The sequence below is a fragment of the Geodermatophilus arenarius genome (assembly GCF_042654585.1).
In the GTDB taxonomy this organism is placed as follows: domain Bacteria; phylum Actinomycetota; class Actinomycetes; order Mycobacteriales; family Geodermatophilaceae; genus Geodermatophilus; species Geodermatophilus arenarius.
The window spans coordinates 126,381-142,905 of the sequence record NZ_JBHSGR010000008.1 but is presented as its reverse complement, the minus strand read 5'-3'; the positions used below and the strand labels follow the sequence as shown (position 1 = coordinate 142,905).

Below are 16,525 nucleotides of genomic sequence, written 5' to 3'. Positions count from 1 at the left end.
CCCACCGGGCTCCCACCGCGGCCACGCGCGGTGTCAGTCGCGCGGAGTACCGACCGTGCTCCCTCGCGGAGGCCTCCGGCCCCCACTCGTCAGCACGAGCTCGCTGTCGCTCGCTACTTCTTGCCCTGGTTCCTGACCGCCTCGATCGCGGCCGCGGCGGCCTCGGGGTCGAGGTACTCCCCGCCCGGCTTCACCGGCCGCAGGTCGGCGTCGAGGTCGTAGCGCAGCGGGACGCCGGTGGGGATGTTCAGCCCGACCACCTCGTCCTCGCCCATGCCGTCGAGGTGCTTGACCAGCGCCCGCAGGCTGTTGCCGTGCGCGGCCACCAGCACGGTGGCGCCGCTGCGCAGGTCCGGGACGATCGCGTCGTACCAGTACGGGAGCATCCGGACGACGACGTCGGCCAGGCACTCGGTGGCCGGCCGCACCTCCGGCGGCAGGAAGGCGTAGCGCGGGTCGGCGTCCTGCGAGAACTCGCTGCCGGCCTCGATCGGCGGCGGCGGGGTGCTGTAGGAGCGCCGCCAGGTCATGAACTGCTCCTCGCCGTACTCGGCGAGGGTGGCCGCCTTGTCCTTGCCCTGCAGCGCGCCGTAGTGCCGCTCGTTGAGCCGCCACGAGCGGCGCACCGGGATCCACTGCCGGTCGGCGGCCGCCAGCGCCAGCTCCGCGGTGGTGATCGCCCGCCGCAGCAGCGAGGTGTGCAGCACGTCGGGCAGCAGGCCGTGCTCGGCCAGCAGCTGCCCGCCACGGGCCGCCTCGGCCCGGCCCTTCTCCGACAGCTCGACGTCCACCCAGCCGGTGAACAGGTTGGCCTTGTTCCACTCGCTCTCGCCGTGGCGGAGCAGGACGAGGGTTCCGGGCGCGTTCTCGACAGGCGTCGTCACACCGGTCATCCTGCCAGCAGCGGCCAGAGCACCCAGGCCTCGTACAGCACCGGCGGGACCAGCCCGAGCAGCAGCCACGGGCTGACCACCCGGCGGGCGGCACCCCAGCGCACGGCGGCGACGAGCGCCACGCTGCAGGTCAGCGCGACCGCCAGCCACAGCGCGGTGGCGGCGACGTCGACGACGAACAGCTGCGCCAGCACCAGCTGCACCGCGCACAGCAGCAGCGGGTAGACCAGGCCGGACGCGGCGACCACGCCGATCAGCGCGCGGCCCAGCCGTTCCTGCGCGGCGGGCGGCTCCTGCACGCACCCACGCTAGGCCCGTCAGGTCGCCCGTGCGCCCGTCTCGCGTCGCCCGGGCAGCCACACCAGGACGACGACGGCAGCGACCGCCGCGGCCGCCGCGGTCCCGACGGCGGTCAGGTGCATCGCCGCGACGAACGCGTCGCGGGCGGTGTCGGCGAGCGCGTCGGCGGCCGCGGCGAGCTCGGCGTCGCCGGCGGCCCGCGCCTCGTCCGCCGTCGCCCCGGCCAGCTCGAGGGTCGCCGCGACGGAGGTGCTCGCCTCGTCGCGCAGCCCGGCCGGCAGCACGTCGACGGCGCCGCGGACGTTGGCCGCGTACGCGGTCGCCAGCACCGAGCCGAGGATCGCGACGCCGAGCGCCCCGCCCACCTGGCGGACGGTGTTGTTCACCGCCGCGCCCGCGCCGGCCTTCTCCCGCGGCACGACCGACATGATCGACTCGGTGGCCGGGGCCATGACCGCCCCCATGCCCAGCCCCTGCACCGTCAGCGTGGTGAGCAGCAGCCACAGCGGCGCGGCCTGGTCGAGCAGCTGGAAGCCCAGGAACGACAGCGTGATGAGCCCGAACCCGGTCGCGCAGACGGCCTTGGCGCCGAACCGCTCGGCCAGCCGGGAGCTGCGCGGCGCCATCACCGCCATGCCCAGCGCCACCGGGATGAGCGCGGCGCCGGACTGCAGCGGGTCGTAGCCGCGGGCGCCCTGCAGGTAGTAGACGAGGTAGAAGGTCGCGCCCATCAGGGCGAAGAAGTTCAGGCCCAGCGCGGCGGCGGCCGCGGAGAACGCCGGGTTGCGGAACAGCGAGACGTCGAGCGCCGGGTGCGTCGAGCGCCGCTGCAGCCAGACGAACAGCACCACGAGCAGCGCGCCGCCGACCAGCGGGACGAGCACCCCGGGCGTCCCCCAGCCCACGCCCGAGCCGCCGTGGATGATCCCGTAGACCAGCCCGGCCAGCGCGGCGATCGACAGCAGCACGCCCGGGACGTCGAGCCGGCCGGGGTCGGGGTCCCGCGACTCGGGCACGAACGCGAGCGTGCCGAGGACGCCGACCAGGGCGACCGGCACGCCGATGAGGAAGATCGCGCCCCACCAGAAGTGCGTCAGCACGAGACCGCTGGCCAGCGGGCCGCCGGCGACGGCGAGCCCGGCGGTGGCCGCCCAGATCCCGATGGCGCGGCCGCGCTCGGCCGGCGGGAAGACGTTGGTGATGACGGCGAGCGTCGTCGGCTGCACCGCGGCCCCGCCGACGCCCATGACCGCCCGCCACGCGATGAGCTCCAGCGGGCTGTCGGAGGAGGCCGCCAGCACCGAGCCGCCGGCGAAGACCGCGAGACCGATCAGCAGCACCCGGCGGCGGCCGATGCGGTCCCCGATGACGCCCCAGGAGAACAGCAGCCCGGCGAAGACCACGATGTAGGCGTCGACGGCCCACTGGAGCTCGCCCTGGGTGGCGCCGAGCTCCCGCTGCAGCGTCGGGATGGCGACGTTGAGCGTCGTGTTGCCGGTGATCACCACGAGCAGGCAGACGGTCATCGTGGCCAGCACCCACCACCGCCGGGCGTAGCCGGGGCGCTCCTCGACGGCCGGCGCCGCCGCCGGCCGCCCGGTGGTGGTCATCCCCCGTCGTCCGCGGAGGACGCTCCCCCGCCGTCGGCCGGTCGCCGGGTCGTGCCCCGCTGGGCGAAGGCGGCGAAGGCCTCCAGGTTGCGCAGCGACTCGCCGCGCTTGACCCGCCACTCCCACTCCCGGCGGATCGAGGTGCCGAAGCCGATCTCGAGCATCGTGTTGAAGTGGTCGTCGGCGTAGCTGAGGACCGCGCCGAGCAGCCGGTCGAGCTCCTCCGGGGTCACCGCGGCGTGCGGGACGCGGCCGGTGAGGTAGACGTCGCCGACCCGGTCGACCGAGTAGGCGACGCCGTACATGCGCGCGTTGTGCTGCAGCAGGTAGGTCCACAGCTGCTCGCGGTTCTCGTCGGGCTGGCGGCAGACGAACGCCTCGATCCGCAGCGCGTGCTCGCCGACGATGAGCCCGCAGACCGTCTTGAGCTTCTTGGTGCCCGGGAGGTCGACCAGCCAGCGGCCGGGCGCCGGGTGCTCGTGCACCAGGTCGGCCTCGCGCAGCGTGCGGCCGATGACGGCGTCCAGGGCGGCGACGACGTCGGCGCGGGTGGAGGGCGCCTCCCCGGTCCCGTCGCTCACCGCGCCCCCTCGTTCACCAGGCCACCTGCGTCCCGGCCACCGGCCGCAGCGAGCCCAGCGCGCGGCTGCGCCGGGCGGCCGCGGCCATCTCGGCGGCGGCCGAGGAGTAGGCGGCCACCAGCGCGTCGGCGGTGCGGTCCCAGGAGAAGGCCGCGGCGTGCCGGCGGGCACCGGCGCCCATCAGCTGCCGGCGCTCGAGGACCGCGCGGACCGCCGCCGCGTAGGCGCCCGGGTCCCGCCCGTCGACCAGGACGCCGGACACGCCGTCGCGGACCGCCGTCCGCAGGCCGCCGACCGACGCGGCGACCACCGGCGTCCCGCAGGCCTGCGCCTCGAGCGCGACCAGGCCGAAGGACTCGTTGTGGCTGGGGACGACGGCGACGTCGGCGGCGCGGTAGTGCAGGGCCAGCCGGTCGGGCGGCTGCGGCGGGAGGAAGCGCACCAGGTCGGCGATGCCCAGGTGCGCGGCGAGCTCCTCCAGCTGCCGCGGCGCCTCCAGGCCCGACCCGCTCGGCGCCCCGACGACGTGCACCCGCAGCCGGGAGCGCAGCGCGGGGTCGTCCTCGAGCATCCGGGCGGCGGTGGCCAGCAGCAGGTCGGGCGCCTTGAGCGGCTGGATGCGGCCGACGAAGGTCAGCACGACGGCGTCGGCGGGCAGCCGCAGCGCGCGGCGGGCGGCGGTGCGGTCGCCGGGGGCGAACCGGTCGAGGTCCACGCCCGGGGGGACGACGAGGGTGCGGCGCGGGTCGGCCCCGTAGTGCTCGACGAGCTGGTCGGCCTCCTCGTCGGTGTTGGCCACCAGTCGGTCGGCCTCGGCGACCACCTGCTCCTCGCCGATCACGCGGGCGCGCGGCTCGGGCCGGTCGCCGTCGGCCAGCGCGGCGTTCTTCACCTTGGCGAGGGTGTGCGCGGTGTGGATCAGCGGCACGTTCCACCGGTCGCGCGCCAGCCAGCCGACCTGACCCGAGAGCCAGTAGTGCGAGTGGACGACGTCGTAGTGGCCCGGCTCGTGCTGGGCCTCCTCGCGCAGCACGCCGGCGGTGAAGGCGCACAGCTGGCCGGGCAGCTCCTCCTTGCCCAGGCCCTCGAACGGCCCGGCGCTGACGTGCCGCACGGTCACGCCCGGGCTCATCTCGACCACCGGCGGCAGCTCGCTGGAGGTGGCGCGGGTGAACACGTCGACGGCGATGCCGCGGGCGGCCAGCCGGCGGGAGACCTCGACGATGTAGACGTTCATGCCCCCGGCGTCGCCGGCGCCGGGCTGGTCGAGCGGGCTGGTGTGCACCGAGATGGTCGCCACCCGCCGCGGCGCGCGCGGAGGGAGGAGGCGGCGAGCAGGCACCCACGACCTCCCGCCTCGCCGCCCCGGGTGCCGGTGCGGCACCCCTGTCGACTCCCCATCCTGCAACAGGGTCAGGATGACCACATGACCGGTGTTGCCGAGATCTCCTCCTCCGGCCCGCGGCCGCTGCCGGGGACCGGCCGCACCGCCGTCGTCACGGGCGCCTCGAGCGGCATCGGCGCGGCCACCGCGGCCCGGCTGGCGGCCGAGGGCTTCGACGTCGTCGTGGGGGCCCGGCGGCTGGACCGGCTGACCGCGCTCGCCGAGCGGATCGGCGCCCGGGCGCTGCCGCTGGACCTCACCGACCCGGCGTCGGTCGAGGCGTTCGCCGCCGCCCTGGACCGCGTGGACGTGCTGGTCAACAACGCCGGCGGGGCGTTCGACGCCGCGCCGGTGGCCGAGGCCGACCTCGACTCCTGGGCGCGGACCTACGAGGTGAACGTGCTCGGCACCGTCCGGCTGACCAAGGCGCTGCTGCCCAAGCTCGTCGCGTCCGGCGCCGGCGACCTGCTGTTCATGGGCTCCACCGCGGGGCTGGTCTCCTACGAGGGCGGGGCGTCGTACACGGCGGCCAAGCACGCGGTGCACACCCTGGCCGAGACGCTGCGGCTGGAGCTGTACGACCAGCCGGTCCGGGTCGTGGAGATCGCGCCCGGGATGGTCAAGACCGAGGAGTTCACCCTCAACCGGGTCGGCGACCGGGAGAGGGCGGAGTCGGTCTACCGCGGCGTGCGCCGGCCCCTGGTGGCCGAGGACGTCGCCGACTGCGTCGCCTGGGCGCTCACCCGCCCGCACCACGTCAACGTCGACCTGCTCGTCGTCCGCCCGCGCGCCCAGGCCGCCCAGCACAAGGTGCACCGCGAGTCCGACTGAGCCCGCGGGCAGGCTGCGACGGCGTCGGGGTCCGGGGTGCGCGGGTCGCGGCCTACAGCCGGGTGGGCTCCGGGACCAGGGTGACGCCGAAGCGCTCGCGGACCGCCGCGACGACGCGGTCGGCGAAGGCCATGAGCTCGGCCGCCGTCGCGCCGGGCTCGGTGGTCAGCGCGAGGCTGTGCCGCGACGACGTCCCGACCCGGCCCTCGCGCGTGCCGCGGCCGAAGCCGGCCGACTGCACCAGCCACGCCGCGCTGAGCTTGACCAGCCCGTCCCCGGCCGGCCAGCTCGGGCAGCCGGACACCGCCTGCTCCGCCGGGACGACCGGGTTGGTGAAGAACGACCCGGCGCTGCGGGTGTCGGGGTCGGCGGGGTCGACGACCATCCCCTTGCCGCGGCGCAGCTCGAGCACCGCCGCACGGACGTCGGCCAGCGGCGCGCGCCCGCCGAGGTCCACGCCCAGCCGCTTGGCCAGCTCGGCGTAGCCCACCGGCCGGGACAGCGGCCCGGCGTCCAGCGCGAAGGTCACGGTGAGGACGACGAACCGGCCGGGCTCGCGCTTGAGCCGGCTGTCGCGGTAGCCGAAGGCGCACTCGGCGTTGGTCAGCGTGCGCTCGCGCTTCTCGGCGCGGTCGTACACCCGCACCTCGGTGATCGTCTGCGCGACCTCCTGGCCGTAGGCGCCGACGTTCTGCACCGGGGTGGCGCCGGTCGAGCCGGGGATGCCCGACAGCGCCTCCATGCCGGCGAGCTCCTGCGCGACGGTGAGCGCGACGAGGTCGTCCCAGTCCTCGCCGGCCTGCACCTCGAGGACGTCGCCGCGCCGCTCGACCCCGCGGCTGCGCACCGCGACGACGTCACCGGCCCACCCCTCGTCGGGCGCGACCAGGTTCGACCCGCCGCCGAGGACGAGCAGCGGCCGCCCGGCCTCGTCGGCCTCCCGCACGGCGGCGACCAGCTCGGCGGCGTCGGTGACCTCGACCAGCCGCTCGACGGGGCCGCCGACGCCGAGGGTGGTGAGGTCGGCGAGACGGGCGTCGGAGCGGAGGAGCACCAGCCCACGGTAGCCGCGGCGCGCGAGCCCGCCGGGCAGGGCGACTACCCTCGGGGCCGGTGAGCGACGGGGGCAGCGAGCACAAGCGCCGGGCGAACCTGGCGCCGAGGAAGGCCCACCCCCGGCTGGCCGCCGGCCGCGCGCGGGCGCTGGGCCTGCCCACGCGGGGCACCACGAACGCCAACCGGCTGCGGCGGGTCGACCGCTGGCTGGTCGCCACCCAGGTGCCGCGGCTGCGCGACGCGGCCCGCCCGCTGGTGGTCGACCTCGGCTACGGCTCCTCGGCGGTCACCACGCTGGAGCTGGCCGAGCGGCTGGGCCCGGAGGTCCCGGGGCTCGAGGTGGTCGGCCTCGAGATCGACCCGGACCGCGTCGCCGCCGTCGCCGGGGACCGCGACCCGCCCCGGGTCGACTTCCGCGTCGGCGGGTTCGAGCTGGCCGGGCTGCAGCCGGTCCTCGTGCGGGCGTTCAACGTGCTGCGCCAGTACGACGAGGCGTCGGCCGCGCGGGCGTGGGAGACGATGTGCGCCGCCCTGGGCCCCGGGGGGCTGCTGGTCGAGGGCACCTGCGACGAGTGGGGACGGCGGGCGACCTGGGTGGCCCTGGACGCCGACGGGCCGCTGACCCTCACGCTGGCCGCGCGGGTCGCCGACCTCGAGCGCCCCTCCGACCTCGCCGAGCGGCTGCCCAAGGCGCTCATCCACCACAACGTCCCCGGCCGCCCGGTGCACACCCTGCTGCGCGCCCTGGACGCCGCGTGGGCCTCGGCGGCGGGCCTGTCGACGTTCGGACCGCGGCAGCGCTGGACCGCCGCGGTGCAGGCGCTGGCCGACGACGGCTGGCCGCTGGTCGGGAGCAGCCGCCGCTGGCGGCACGGCGAGCTCACCGTCCGCTGGTCGGCGGTGGCGCCGGCGTGAGGCGTCCCCGGCCGGAGGTGCTCCCGCCCGGCCCCACCGAGGTCGACGGCGGCACCGCCGAGCTGCTCGGCGACGCCGACCGCGACGGCTCCTGGGTGCTGGTGGTCGACGGCACGCCGCAGTCGCACGTCGACCTCGACGACCCCGCGCACCTGGAGTTCGAGTACGTGCGCCGGATGGGTCACGTACTCGACCTCGCCGCGCCGGAGGGCGAGCCGCTCGACGTCGTCCACCTCGGCGGCGGCGCGCTGACGCTGGCCCGCTACGTGGCGGTGACCCGCCCCGGCTCGCGGCAGCGGGTGGTGGAGCTCGACCAGCGGCTCACCGACCTGGTCCGCGCCCACCTGCCGCTGCCCCGCGGCGCCCGCGTGCGGGTGCGCGCCGCCGACGCCCGCGCCGGCCTGGCCGCGCTGCCGACGGCGAGCGCCGACGTCGTCGTCAGCGACGTCTTCGCCGGCGCCCGCACCCCCGCCCACCTGACGACGGTCGAGTACGCCGCCGAGGTGCACCGGGTGCTGCGGCCGGGCGGGGTGCTGGCGGCCAACGTCGCCGACGGCCCGCCGCTGCGCTTCGCCCGCGGCCAGGTGGCCACGCTGTGCGCCGTCTTCCGGCACGTCGCCGTCCTGGCCGAGCCGGGCACGCTGCGCGGACGGCGGTTCGGCAACCTGGTGGCGGTGGCCTCCGACGCGGAGCTGCCGGTGGCCGGGCTGACCCGGCGCTGCGCGGGGGACCCGATGCCGGCGCGGGTGGTGGCCGGCCCCGACCTCGGCCGGTTCACCGGCAGGGCGCAGCCGGTGCACGACGACGGCGCCGTGCCCTCACCGGAGCCTCCCCCAGGGGTCTTCGGCCGCTGACCAGGGTCTTCCCCGATGTCCGGGGCGGCCGGCCGCGCCTAGTGTCGGGTCATGACGTACCCCGCACCGGCCCCGCGCCGTCTCGCCCGCGACACCCGCAACAAGATGATCGCCGGCGTGTGCGCCGGGATCGCCCGCCGCTACGGCATCTCCACCGGCGCCCTGCGGCTGGCGTTCGTGGTCTCGTGCATCCTGCCGGGGCCGCAGTTCATCGCGTACCTCGTCCTGTGGGTGCTGATGCCCGCGGACGACCGCTGGTGACCCGCCGACCCGGCGGGCCGGCTCACCAGCTGCTGTTGCCCCGCTGCACGCCGCGGACCGCGGGCCGCACGTCGACCAGGTAGACGACGGTGGCGATCACCGCGGGCAGGCCGAGGAAGGTCATCGGCCCCTGCAGGTAGATGACCACCGCGGCCAGCGCGGTGATCGCCGCCCAGGCCGGCTTGCTCAGCTTGCCGGCGGCGACGTAGCCGGCAGCCGGACGGATGACGGCGTCGACGAACGCCCAGGCCGCGACGGCCAGCAACACCAGCCGCAGGCCCTCGAGAACGGCCCAGTCGAACCCCATGCCCGGAGGGTACCCGCCGGGACGCCGTCACTGCCTCCCCCACGGGTGACGTCCCACCCCCGGGGACGCGACAGGGCCCCGGAGCGCGGTGGCAGCTCCGGGGCCCTGGTCTCGCGTGGCCCTCCTGCAGGGGCCCGCCGCGAGCGTGCGAGCGGCGGGGGGCAGGAGGGTCCTTGCTCAGTCGGTGGTCTTGGCGGTGCGGGTGCGGCTCACGCGGGCCGAGGTGCCGGTGGCCTTGCCGCGGGCGGCGGTGGTGCGCTTGGCCGGCTTGCGGGCCGCCTTGGCGGTCGCCTCGTCGGTGGCCTCGGCGCCCTCCTCGATGGCGGCCTTGGCCTGGTCGGCGGCCTGGTCGACGGCCTGCTCGGCCTTGGCGGCGGCCTTGGTGGTCTTCGAGGCGGCCTTCTGGACCAGCGAGGTGACCTCGTCGGAGGCCTCGTTCACGGCCTCGGCGGCCTCCTCGATGACCTCCTCGACGGCGTCCTCGACGGTGTCGACGGCCTGCTCGGCGCGGACCACGAAGCGGCGGAAGCCGGGCTGGCGGCGCAGCTCCTGCAGCACGTCGGCACCGCGCTCGGCCAGCTGCTCGACGGTGGCGGTGGCCTGGGTGCGGGCCTGCTCGACCAGGGTCGAGACGGTGCTCACGACCACGTCCGGACGGACGGCGGTGGCCAGCTGACGGCCGTTGGCGCGGGCCTGGGTGACGGTCTCGCGGGCGCGGTCGGCGGCCTGCTCGGCGCGGGTGCGGGCCTCCTTGGTGGCCAGGTCGACCTGGACCTGGGCCTCACCGGGGAGGGTGCGCAGCGAGGCGAGCACGGTGCGGGCCTGCTCGACGGCGAGGTCACCGGCGCCGACGGCGACGAGGAACTGACGGCGGCCGCGCTCGGCGACCTGCTCCAGCAGGGTGGTGGCGGTGGTCATGCGGACTCCTTGGAGGGGGTCGGGTCGGATCCGGGCGGAACGCCCGGGGCGGTGCTCGGTGCGGTGGTGCGGGTGGCCGCGTACTCGCGGACGTAGGTCTCGTACAGCTCGACGAGCACGGCCTTGTGCCGCTCGGAGAGCTGGTCGTCGGACCGGATGGCCGCGACCGTGTCGGGGTTGCCGGCCCGCCGGTCGAGGATGCCCGCCTGCTCGTAGAGCGACTCGGCGGAGATCTTCAGACCCCGGGCGATGGCGGCGAGGATCTCCGCCGACGGCTTGCGCAGCCCCCGTTCCACCTGCGACAGGTAGGGGTTGCTCACCCCCGCGGTGCGGGCGAGCTCGCGCAGGGACACCCGGGCGGCGCTGCGCTGCTCCCGGATGTACTCCCCGACCTGCGAGCGCACCGCCGAGACCTGCTGGGCCTCGGCCGCGACGGTCTCCGCGACGCTGCCGGCGAGCTGGTCCACCTTCTCGCGGACCGACCTCACCTGACCGCTCACGAACTCGCCGGGGGTCTGCACGTCTCCGACGCTAACCACGGGTGCTAGCAACTGCAAGCGGAGGAGCAAGCACCGGGGCGTGAGTCGCCTCACACCCGGCGTGTCGCCGTCAGCCGGCGAGCACCGCCGAGGACCGGACCTCGCCGACGACGCCGTCGCCGCCGGTCACGGGGGTGACCGACCAGCGGGCCAGCGCCTCGGCGTCCACCCCGAGCCGGCGCAGCGCGGCGGCGAGGACGGGCGCGCGCCCGCGGTCGCCGCCGTCGTCGAGCTTGAACGCGACCGCACCGCGGCCGGGCAGCGCGGCGACGTGCACGCCGTCGGCCCCGCCCTTGACCAGCAGCCCGGGGACGGCGGTCATGAGGTCGGTGTCGTCCCGGCCGGTGCCGGCGACGTACCAGGGGTGCGCCCGCATCGCGTCGGCCACCGCCCGCTCGGGGCTGCCCGACGGCGCCTCCACCAGGGAGCCGACGCCGCGCGCCAGCCCGGTCAGGGACAGCCCGTGCTGCGGCGCGCCGCACCCGTCGACGACGACGGCGGCCACCTGCTCGCCGGCCGCGTCGGACAGGCGGGCCTCGATCGCCTGCTGCAGCGGGTGGCCGGGATCGAGGTAGCCCTCGGTCGGCCAGCCGGCGGCGACGCAGGAGGCGAGCATCGCGGCGTGCTTGCCCGAGCAGTTGAACGCCAGCCGCTCCGGCTCGCGGCCGGCGACCAGCCAGGCGGCGCGGGTCGGCTCGTGCCCGGGGAGGGCCGCCGGGCAGCCCAGCGCGTCCGGACCGAGGCCGGCGGCGGCGAGCACGGCGGCGGCGAGGTCGCGGTGGCCGTCCTCACCGGCGTGCGAGCCGGCCGAGACGGCCAGCTCCTCACCCGAGCGCGGCTGCCAGCCGGCCGCGAGGTAGGCCGTGGCCTGCACCGGCTTGTTCGACGAGCGGGGCAGGACCGGGTGGGCGACGTCACCGGCCGACCAGCGCACCCCGCCGTCGGGACCGACGACGACGACCGCGCCGCGGTGGACGGACTCCAGGAACCCCGAGCGCCAGACCTCCACGAGGACCGGCGCGTCCGGCCACGGTGACGTACCGGAACGGTCCCCGTGCAGGGTCCCGCCGGGAGCCTGCGAGGGGTGGGGGGCGAGGGGGTCCTCCATCAATGGCGCCCCTCGGCCGCGAGCAGCGCGGCCACGTCGGCCTCGCCGTTGCGGTACCGGCGGGCCAGCTCCCCGGCGAGGGCGTCCATCACCTGCTGCACGCCCCGCCGCCGCTCGGACAGCGAGCCCTCGGCGGCGGCCAGCGCGCGGGCGGCCCGCTCGAGGTCGGCGTCGGCGAGGTCGGGGACGGCGGAGAGGTCGACGTCGGGGGTCAGCGCGTTGACCCAGGACTCGTACTCCTCCGGCGCCGCCGGCTGCACCGTCTGGTGCCGGCCGAGGCCGTGCGCGGGGCCGCGGCCCTTCTCGGCGAGGATCTCGGGCAGCAGGTCGACCAGCGAGCGCCCGTCGTGCTCGGCGCGGCGCTGCAGCTCGCGTCGGACGATGTCGAGCCGCCCCTGCAGCAGCCGCCGCGTGTAGGAGAGGTTGACCTCCTCCTGCTCGGCGCGGCGGCGCAGCCCGCGCACCTCGGCCATGGGACGGGACTCCACGTCGGCGAGGAATCCGGGGTCGAGCAGCGCGTCGACGGCCGCACCGCCGGCGGCGGTCGGGCCAGAGCTTGCGGAGGTCACCGCCCGATGGTGGCAGACCGCACCGCGCGCACCCGGTCGCGGGCCGCGGCCCGGGTGTCGTCGAGGGCGGCGGGCGCGTCGTCGGGGTCCACGGCGGCGCGCGACCCGCCGACGGCGAGCTCGGCCCCGGGGGCCACCGACTGCTTGACCAGGGCCAGCGCGACGACGCCGAGCTCGTGGTGCCGCACGACCGTGCCGGTGCGGCCGACCTCGCGGGCGCCGGAGGTCACCGGCGTCCCCGGGACGGGCAGGTCCTCGCTGACGCCGTCGAGGTGGAGCAGGACCAGCCGCCGCGGCGGACGGCCGAGGTTGTGCACCCGCGCGACCGTCTCCTGCCCCCGGTAGCAGCCCTTCTCGAGGTGGACGGCGGTGGTCAGCCACTCCAGCTCGTTGGGGATGGTGCGGTGGTCGGAGTCGACGCCCAGGCGCGGCCGGCGGGCCTCCACCCGCAGCGCCTCGTAGGCGTCCAGCCCGGCGAGCCCGGCGCCGGCGGCGGTCAGCGCGTCGGCGCGGGCGGCGATCCCGGCACGCGGCACGAGCAGGTCGAACGCGGTCGCGCCGCCGTCTCCGAGGGGCGGCATCCGGCGCACCCAGCCGCCGCCCGGCGACGCGGCGACGGCGTACGGGCCCTCCGGCGCGGGCAGCCCGGCGGCGGCGAGCACCTCGGGCGAGCGGGGGCCGACCAGCGACAGCAGCGCCCGGTCGGCGGTCACCAGCGCGGGCTCGACGCGGAGCATGAACCGCATCCGGTCGAGGAAGGTCTGCAGCGCCGCGCCGGTGCCGGGCTCGACGTCGGCCCAGGTGGTGCCGCCGAGCTCGGCGAGGACCAGGTGGTGCTCGACGTGGCCGTGCGGCGAGAGGACCAGCGCCTCGGTGCCGGTGCCGTCGGCCAGCCGCTCGAGGTGCTGGCTGGTGAGGCTGTGCAGCCAGGTGAGCCGGTCGGCGCCGGGGACGGTGAGCACGTCGCGGTCGCTGCGGTCGACGAGCCCGGCGCCCTCGGCGAGCAGCCGCTGCTCGCGCAGCGGGTCGCCGTAGTGGGTGGCCACGGTCGCGCCCTCGGCGACGACGGCGCCGGCCCGTGCGGCCAGCGGTGAGGTGGTGGTCATGCGTTCTCCGTCCCGGCTCCCCTGCATCGGCGGCACGTGCCCGACAGCGCCACGTGCCCCACGTCCAGGGTGAAACCCAGGTCGGCGGCCAGACGTTCCGCGGCCTGCTCCAGCAGCGCCGGGTCGGCGGAGGAGATCTCCCCGCAGGTGGCGCAGACCACGTGCAGGTGCGGGTGCTCGGACGCGTGGTAGACCGGCGCGCCCTTGGCGACGTGGGTGTGCCACACGAGGCCGAGCCGCTCGAGCAGCTCCAGCGTGCGGTAGACGGTCGAGGTGTCCGGCGCCGCGCCGCCGGGCCCGGCCTCCTCGCGCAGCCGGGCACCGATGGCCTCGGGGGTGGCGTGGTCGAGCGCGGCGACGGCGGCCAGCACCTGCTGACGCTGCGGGGTCAGCCGCAGCCCCTGCGCCCGCAGCCGCTCGGCCAGCGGCGCGGGACCGTGCTCGGTCGTCACGGCAAGGAGCGTAGTGAAAGGACCCCTCTGCCCCCCACGCCTCGCACGCTCGGCGTGGGCCCCTGCAGAGGGGCCGAGAGGCGAGCGGAAGAGGTCCTCGCTCAGGCGACGGCGCTGCGGGCGTCGGCCAGCACGCGCCGCAGGGACTCCAGGTACCGCTCGGGGATGGCGTGCTCGCCGCGCGGCGGGAGGAACCGCGCGACGGTCGCCCCGGTCACCTCCGCAGCGGCCGCGGCCTCGGCGCCGAGCGCCCGCACGACCGGCGCGTCGCCCCACGACCGGCTGGCCGCCAGGTGCGCCATCGCCGCCGCGCTCTCGGCCCGCTCGCCCACGCAGTCGAACGGCTTCTCGGTGGCCCACAGCCTCCGGAACCCGTCGGCGAGCGCGACGTCGGCCAGCGGGTTCCCGCCGAACACCGCCTGCGCCTCGTCGGGGGTCAGGAAGACGGCGAAGCAGAGGAACGTGAACAGGCACTTGTCGCAGTGCAGGCACCAGCGCTGCTCGGCCCGCCCGCCCAGGTGCTCCTGCGTGTAGGAGCGGTTGCAGCTGAGGATGTCGGCCTTCAGCGGCAGCGCGGCGACGGCGGCCACGGTGGCTAGCTCCGACAGCTGCCGGGTGAGGCTGAAGTAGCCGGCGCCGACCTCGGCGGCGGCCGCGGCGAACAGGCGCTCGAACTCGTAGGACTTCGAGTACTGGTGGTTGACGCTCGCGCCGTCGATCGTGAGCGTCTCCTCGTCGGCGGAGCGCTCGTTGGCGAACACGACCGGGTCGTGGCCGCCGAGGACGGCGACCAGCGTGGCGATCGAGGAGTTGATCGCGGTCACCGGCACGTGCCCGTTGAGGCCGCCCCGCGCGGTCCGCTCCGCCAGCAGCGGGTCCAGCCTGCGGCGGACCTCGACCAGCGGGACGCCGGCCGCGCGGGCGACGTCGCGCTGCGCGCGGGTCGGGTTGATCGCCAGCGCCGTCCCGTCGGGGATGACGACGATCGCCAGCGCGGAGTCCTTTCCGCCGCCCACCGGGAGCAGCGCGCCGCGCCCGCCGCCGGCCGGGACGGGGCCGGGCTCGCGGACCTCGGCGTCGAACCGGACCCGGTGCGGCACCGGCAGGTGGTTGACCGCGGCGAACTCGCCGAGCCCGTGGGTGTAGGCGGCCTGCGCGACGGCGAGCTGCGCGGCGGTGACCGGCCGCTCCACGGTGACCCGGCCGGGCGCGGCCAGCTTGTAGTAGCTGGTGCCCATGACCAGGTGCACCAGGTCCAGCGCGGCCTCGACGGCGGCACCGGGCTGCGCGGGCGCGGCGCCGGTCAGCAGCGCCGGGTCGAGGGTGAGCCGCTCGGTGAACTCGTCGTCGCCGAGCCGGTAGGTGAAGGCCGCCTCGCCGGTCGTGAGGTCGAGGGACCGGCCGGCGACGACGAAGGCGCCGGCCTCAGACACCGTGGGCACGGTCGGCGCCGGCGTCGACGAGGATCTGCTCATAGGTGGCTGCCAACTCCTCGAAGTCGCGGAAGCGGTTGTAGCTGGGGGCGCCGGGCGACAGGAGCACGACGCCGCCCGGGGCGGTGCCGGCGATCGCCGCCGCGACCGCCTCGGCCAGCGACGCCGTCTCGGTCAGCCGCACGGCGGCGCCGTCGGCCGCCCGGCGGACGTCGTCGGCCAGCCGGGCCCCGGTGTCGGGGACGGTCACCAGGGCGACCTCCTCCCGCCGGGCCACCAACGTCGCGGCCAGGCCCGTGTAGTCCAGGCCCCGGTCCTGGCCGCCGGCGATGAGCGTGACGGGCCGGCCGGCGAGCGCGTCGAGCGCGGCCAGCACCGAGACGGGGGTGGTGCTCAGCGTGTCGTCGACGAAGGTGACGCCGCCGAGGGTGGCCACCGGCGCGAGCCGGTGGGGCAGCGCGCGGAAGGCGGCGACGGCGCCGGTCACGGCGTCGGCGGTGGCGGCGAGGTCCAGACCGAGCAGGGCGCAGGCGGCCAGCGCGACCTCGACGTTGCTGCGGTTGTGCGCGCCGGGCAGGTGCACCGGCTGCACGGCCGCGGCCAGGCCCGGGGGCAGCACGTCGGCGGGGTCGACCAGCTGCGCGGCGTCGAGGTACCCGGCGGCCAGCGGGCGCGCCTGGGCGCTGACGACGACCGAGCGCTCCGGGCAGGAGGAGAACACGCGCAGCTTGTCGCGGTAGTAGGTCTCGACCGAGCCGTGCCAGTCCAGGTGCTCGGGGGCGAGCGAGGTGAGCGCGCCGCGGCCGGCGAAGTCCGGGACGGCGGCGGCCTGGTAGCTCGAGACCTCGACGACGAGCGTGCGGTCCCCGACCCCGTCCAGGACGTCGAGCAGCGGGGTGCCGATGTTGCCGGCGTGCACGGCGGGGCGGCCGGCGGCGGTGAGGACCGCGGCGGCCAGCGCGCTGGTCGTGCTCTTGCCCTTGGTGCCGGTGACGCAGAGGACCGGGATCCCGCGCGCGGCGACCTCGGCGAGCGCGACGCCGGTGCCGGTGGTCACGAGCGTGCGGTCGGCCAGCGCCCGGGCGTCCTCGCGGTAGGGGCTGATCCCGGGCGACCGGAACACGACGTCGCAGCCGGCGAGGTCGGCGACGTCGGCGGTGGCGGTCACGCCTTCGGGCAGTGACGCCGGGTCGACGGGGCGGCTGTCGGCGACCAGGACCGACGCGGCGCCGGCGGCGCGGGCCGCGGCGACCGCGGCGCGCCCCTCGCGGCCGTGTCCCCAGACCCCGACGCGCCGGCCGGCCAGCTCCGCGAGCCGGAGGGACCGCTCCCGCGGGGGCGGTGCCGGGCGGGGGTCCACGGCGCCCACTCTACGGACCGGCCCCGTGCACGGACGGCGACGACGGGG

The 16,525-nt window shown here is 76.8% G+C and carries 19 protein-coding genes; 4 read left to right on the top strand and 15 right to left on the bottom strand.

The features are described from left to right. Nucleotides 1-113 precede the first annotated feature (113 nt). From ACFO3M_RS09670 to mshA, 5 genes are read right to left on the bottom strand one after another with little or no spacing between them, the layout of a single operon-like run. Nucleotides 114-884 carry a phosphoglyceromutase gene (locus tag ACFO3M_RS09670; protein WP_387988371.1) on the bottom strand — a complete coding sequence of 257 codons (771 nt, stop codon included), beginning with the start codon at nucleotides 882-884 and terminating at the stop codon, nucleotides 114-116. A 5-nt stretch (nucleotides 885-889) separates the two neighbouring features. Further along, on the bottom strand, nucleotides 890-1,192 hold the full coding sequence (locus ACFO3M_RS09665) for a hypothetical protein (RefSeq protein ID WP_387988370.1): 303 nt from the start codon (nucleotides 1,190-1,192) through the stop codon (nucleotides 890-892). Between the two features lie 18 nt (nucleotides 1,193-1,210). Then, a complete protein-coding gene (locus ACFO3M_RS09660) occupies nucleotides 1,211-2,803 on the bottom strand; it encodes an MFS transporter (RefSeq protein ID WP_387988369.1) in 1,593 nt (530 codons plus the stop codon). Further along, entirely contained in the window at nucleotides 2,800-3,384 is a 585-nt protein-coding gene (locus ACFO3M_RS09655; RefSeq protein WP_387988368.1) for a type III secretion system chaperone family protein, read from the bottom strand. The genes ACFO3M_RS09660 and ACFO3M_RS09655 overlap by 4 nt, the downstream gene beginning before the upstream one ends. A 13-nt stretch (nucleotides 3,385-3,397) precedes the next feature. After that, the gene (gene mshA, locus ACFO3M_RS09650; protein ID WP_387988367.1) at nucleotides 3,398-4,726 is read right to left on the bottom strand and encodes a D-inositol-3-phosphate glycosyltransferase; all 1,329 of its coding nucleotides are present in this window, start codon (nucleotides 4,724-4,726) and stop codon (nucleotides 3,398-3,400) included. Between the two features lie 84 nt (nucleotides 4,727-4,810). Here mshA and ACFO3M_RS09645 point away from each other — a divergent pair, with 84 nt between their 5' ends. Further along, complete coding sequence (locus ACFO3M_RS09645; RefSeq protein WP_387988366.1) at nucleotides 4,811-5,599, top strand: SDR family oxidoreductase; 789 nt, start codon at nucleotides 4,811-4,813, stop codon at nucleotides 5,597-5,599. A gap of 52 nt (nucleotides 5,600-5,651) precedes the next feature. Here ACFO3M_RS09645 and ACFO3M_RS09640 read toward each other — a convergent pair whose 3' ends face one another. Then, nucleotides 5,652-6,653, bottom strand: a complete 1,002-nt coding sequence (locus ACFO3M_RS09640; RefSeq protein WP_387988365.1) for a UDP-N-acetylmuramate dehydrogenase — start codon at nucleotides 6,651-6,653, stop codon at nucleotides 5,652-5,654. Nucleotides 6,654-6,712: 59 nt separating this feature from the next. On the opposite strand from ACFO3M_RS09640, the gene ACFO3M_RS09635 reads away from it, so the two are divergent. Genes ACFO3M_RS09635 through ACFO3M_RS09625 form a run of 3 tightly spaced genes read left to right on the top strand, consistent with a single transcriptional unit; the run spans nucleotide 6,713 to nucleotide 8,685 of the window. Next, the gene (locus tag ACFO3M_RS09635) at nucleotides 6,713-7,570 is read left to right on the top strand and encodes a class I SAM-dependent methyltransferase (protein WP_387988364.1); all 858 of its coding nucleotides are present in this window, start codon (nucleotides 6,713-6,715) and stop codon (nucleotides 7,568-7,570) included. Further along, nucleotides 7,567-8,424: a spermidine synthase gene (locus ACFO3M_RS09630; RefSeq protein WP_387988363.1), complete on the top strand. Its 858-nt coding sequence runs from the start codon at nucleotides 7,567-7,569 to the stop codon at nucleotides 8,422-8,424. Before ACFO3M_RS09635 ends, ACFO3M_RS09630 begins: the two co-directional genes overlap by 4 nt. A 51-nt stretch (nucleotides 8,425-8,475) precedes the next feature. Then, on the top strand, nucleotides 8,476-8,685 hold the full coding sequence (locus ACFO3M_RS09625) for a PspC domain-containing protein (RefSeq protein ID WP_387988362.1): 210 nt from the start codon (nucleotides 8,476-8,478) through the stop codon (nucleotides 8,683-8,685). 22 nt (nucleotides 8,686-8,707) lie between these two features. Here ACFO3M_RS09625 and ACFO3M_RS09620 read toward each other — a convergent pair whose 3' ends face one another. The 9 genes from ACFO3M_RS09620 to murD all read right to left on the bottom strand — a co-directional run bounded on the left by ACFO3M_RS09620 (nucleotide 8,708) and on the right by murD (nucleotide 16,477). Further along, nucleotides 8,708-8,992 carry a DUF2516 family protein gene (locus ACFO3M_RS09620; protein WP_387988361.1) on the bottom strand — a complete coding sequence of 95 codons (285 nt, stop codon included), beginning with the start codon at nucleotides 8,990-8,992 and terminating at the stop codon, nucleotides 8,708-8,710. A 177-nt stretch (nucleotides 8,993-9,169) separates the two neighbouring features. After that, nucleotides 9,170-9,910, bottom strand: coding sequence for a hypothetical protein (locus ACFO3M_RS09615; RefSeq protein ID WP_387988360.1), 741 nt, complete (start codon nucleotides 9,908-9,910; stop codon nucleotides 9,170-9,172). After that, nucleotides 9,907-10,431: a helix-turn-helix domain-containing protein gene (locus ACFO3M_RS09610; protein WP_387988359.1), complete on the bottom strand. Its 525-nt coding sequence runs from the start codon at nucleotides 10,429-10,431 to the stop codon at nucleotides 9,907-9,909. Before ACFO3M_RS09610 ends, ACFO3M_RS09615 begins: the two co-directional genes overlap by 4 nt. Nucleotides 10,432-10,519: 88 nt before the next feature. Continuing rightward, a complete protein-coding gene (locus tag ACFO3M_RS09605; RefSeq protein ID WP_387988358.1) occupies nucleotides 10,520-11,458 on the bottom strand; it encodes an asparaginase in 939 nt (312 codons plus the stop codon). 98 nt (nucleotides 11,459-11,556) lie between these two features. After that, nucleotides 11,557-12,126 (bottom strand): RsiG family protein, encoded by a 570-nt coding sequence (locus tag ACFO3M_RS09600; protein WP_387988357.1) that lies wholly within the window; start codon nucleotides 12,124-12,126, stop codon nucleotides 11,557-11,559. Further along, nucleotides 12,123-13,232: a CAF17-like 4Fe-4S cluster assembly/insertion protein YgfZ gene (ygfZ, locus tag ACFO3M_RS09595; protein WP_387988356.1), complete on the bottom strand. Its 1,110-nt coding sequence runs from the start codon at nucleotides 13,230-13,232 to the stop codon at nucleotides 12,123-12,125. Before ygfZ ends, ACFO3M_RS09600 begins: the two co-directional genes overlap by 4 nt. Then, the gene (locus ACFO3M_RS09590; protein ID WP_387988355.1) at nucleotides 13,229-13,684 is read right to left on the bottom strand and encodes a Fur family transcriptional regulator; all 456 of its coding nucleotides are present in this window, start codon (nucleotides 13,682-13,684) and stop codon (nucleotides 13,229-13,231) included. The genes ygfZ and ACFO3M_RS09590 overlap by 4 nt, the downstream gene beginning before the upstream one ends. Before the next feature lie 101 nt (nucleotides 13,685-13,785). Further along, nucleotides 13,786-15,117: a MurL-like N-terminal domain-containing gene (locus ACFO3M_RS09585; RefSeq protein ID WP_387988354.1), complete on the bottom strand. Its 1,332-nt coding sequence runs from the start codon at nucleotides 15,115-15,117 to the stop codon at nucleotides 13,786-13,788. Beyond that, on the bottom strand, nucleotides 15,110-16,477 hold the full coding sequence (gene murD / locus ACFO3M_RS09580; RefSeq protein ID WP_387988353.1) for a UDP-N-acetylmuramoyl-L-alanine--D-glutamate ligase: 1,368 nt from the start codon (nucleotides 16,475-16,477) through the stop codon (nucleotides 15,110-15,112). Before murD ends, ACFO3M_RS09585 begins: the two co-directional genes overlap by 8 nt. Between the last annotated feature and the right edge of the window lie 48 nt (nucleotides 16,478-16,525).

Coding starts and splice junctions, on each gene's coding strand:
- ygfZ (WP_387988356.1), bottom strand. CDS start 13,232: ATGACCACCACCTCACCGCTGGCCGCACGGGCCGGCGCCGTCGTCGCC.
- ACFO3M_RS09625 (WP_387988362.1), top strand. CDS start 8,476: ATGACGTACCCCGCACCGGCCCCGCGCCGTCTCGCCCGCGACACCCGC.
- ACFO3M_RS09660 (WP_387988369.1), bottom strand. CDS start 2,803: ATGACCACCACCGGGCGGCCGGCGGCGGCGCCGGCCGTCGAGGAGCGC.
- ACFO3M_RS09615 (WP_387988360.1), bottom strand. CDS start 9,910: ATGACCACCGCCACCACCCTGCTGGAGCAGGTCGCCGAGCGCGGCCGC.
- ACFO3M_RS09645 (WP_387988366.1), top strand. CDS start 4,811: ATGACCGGTGTTGCCGAGATCTCCTCCTCCGGCCCGCGGCCGCTGCCG.
- ACFO3M_RS09620 (WP_387988361.1), bottom strand. CDS start 8,992: ATGGGGTTCGACTGGGCCGTTCTCGAGGGCCTGCGGCTGGTGTTGCTG.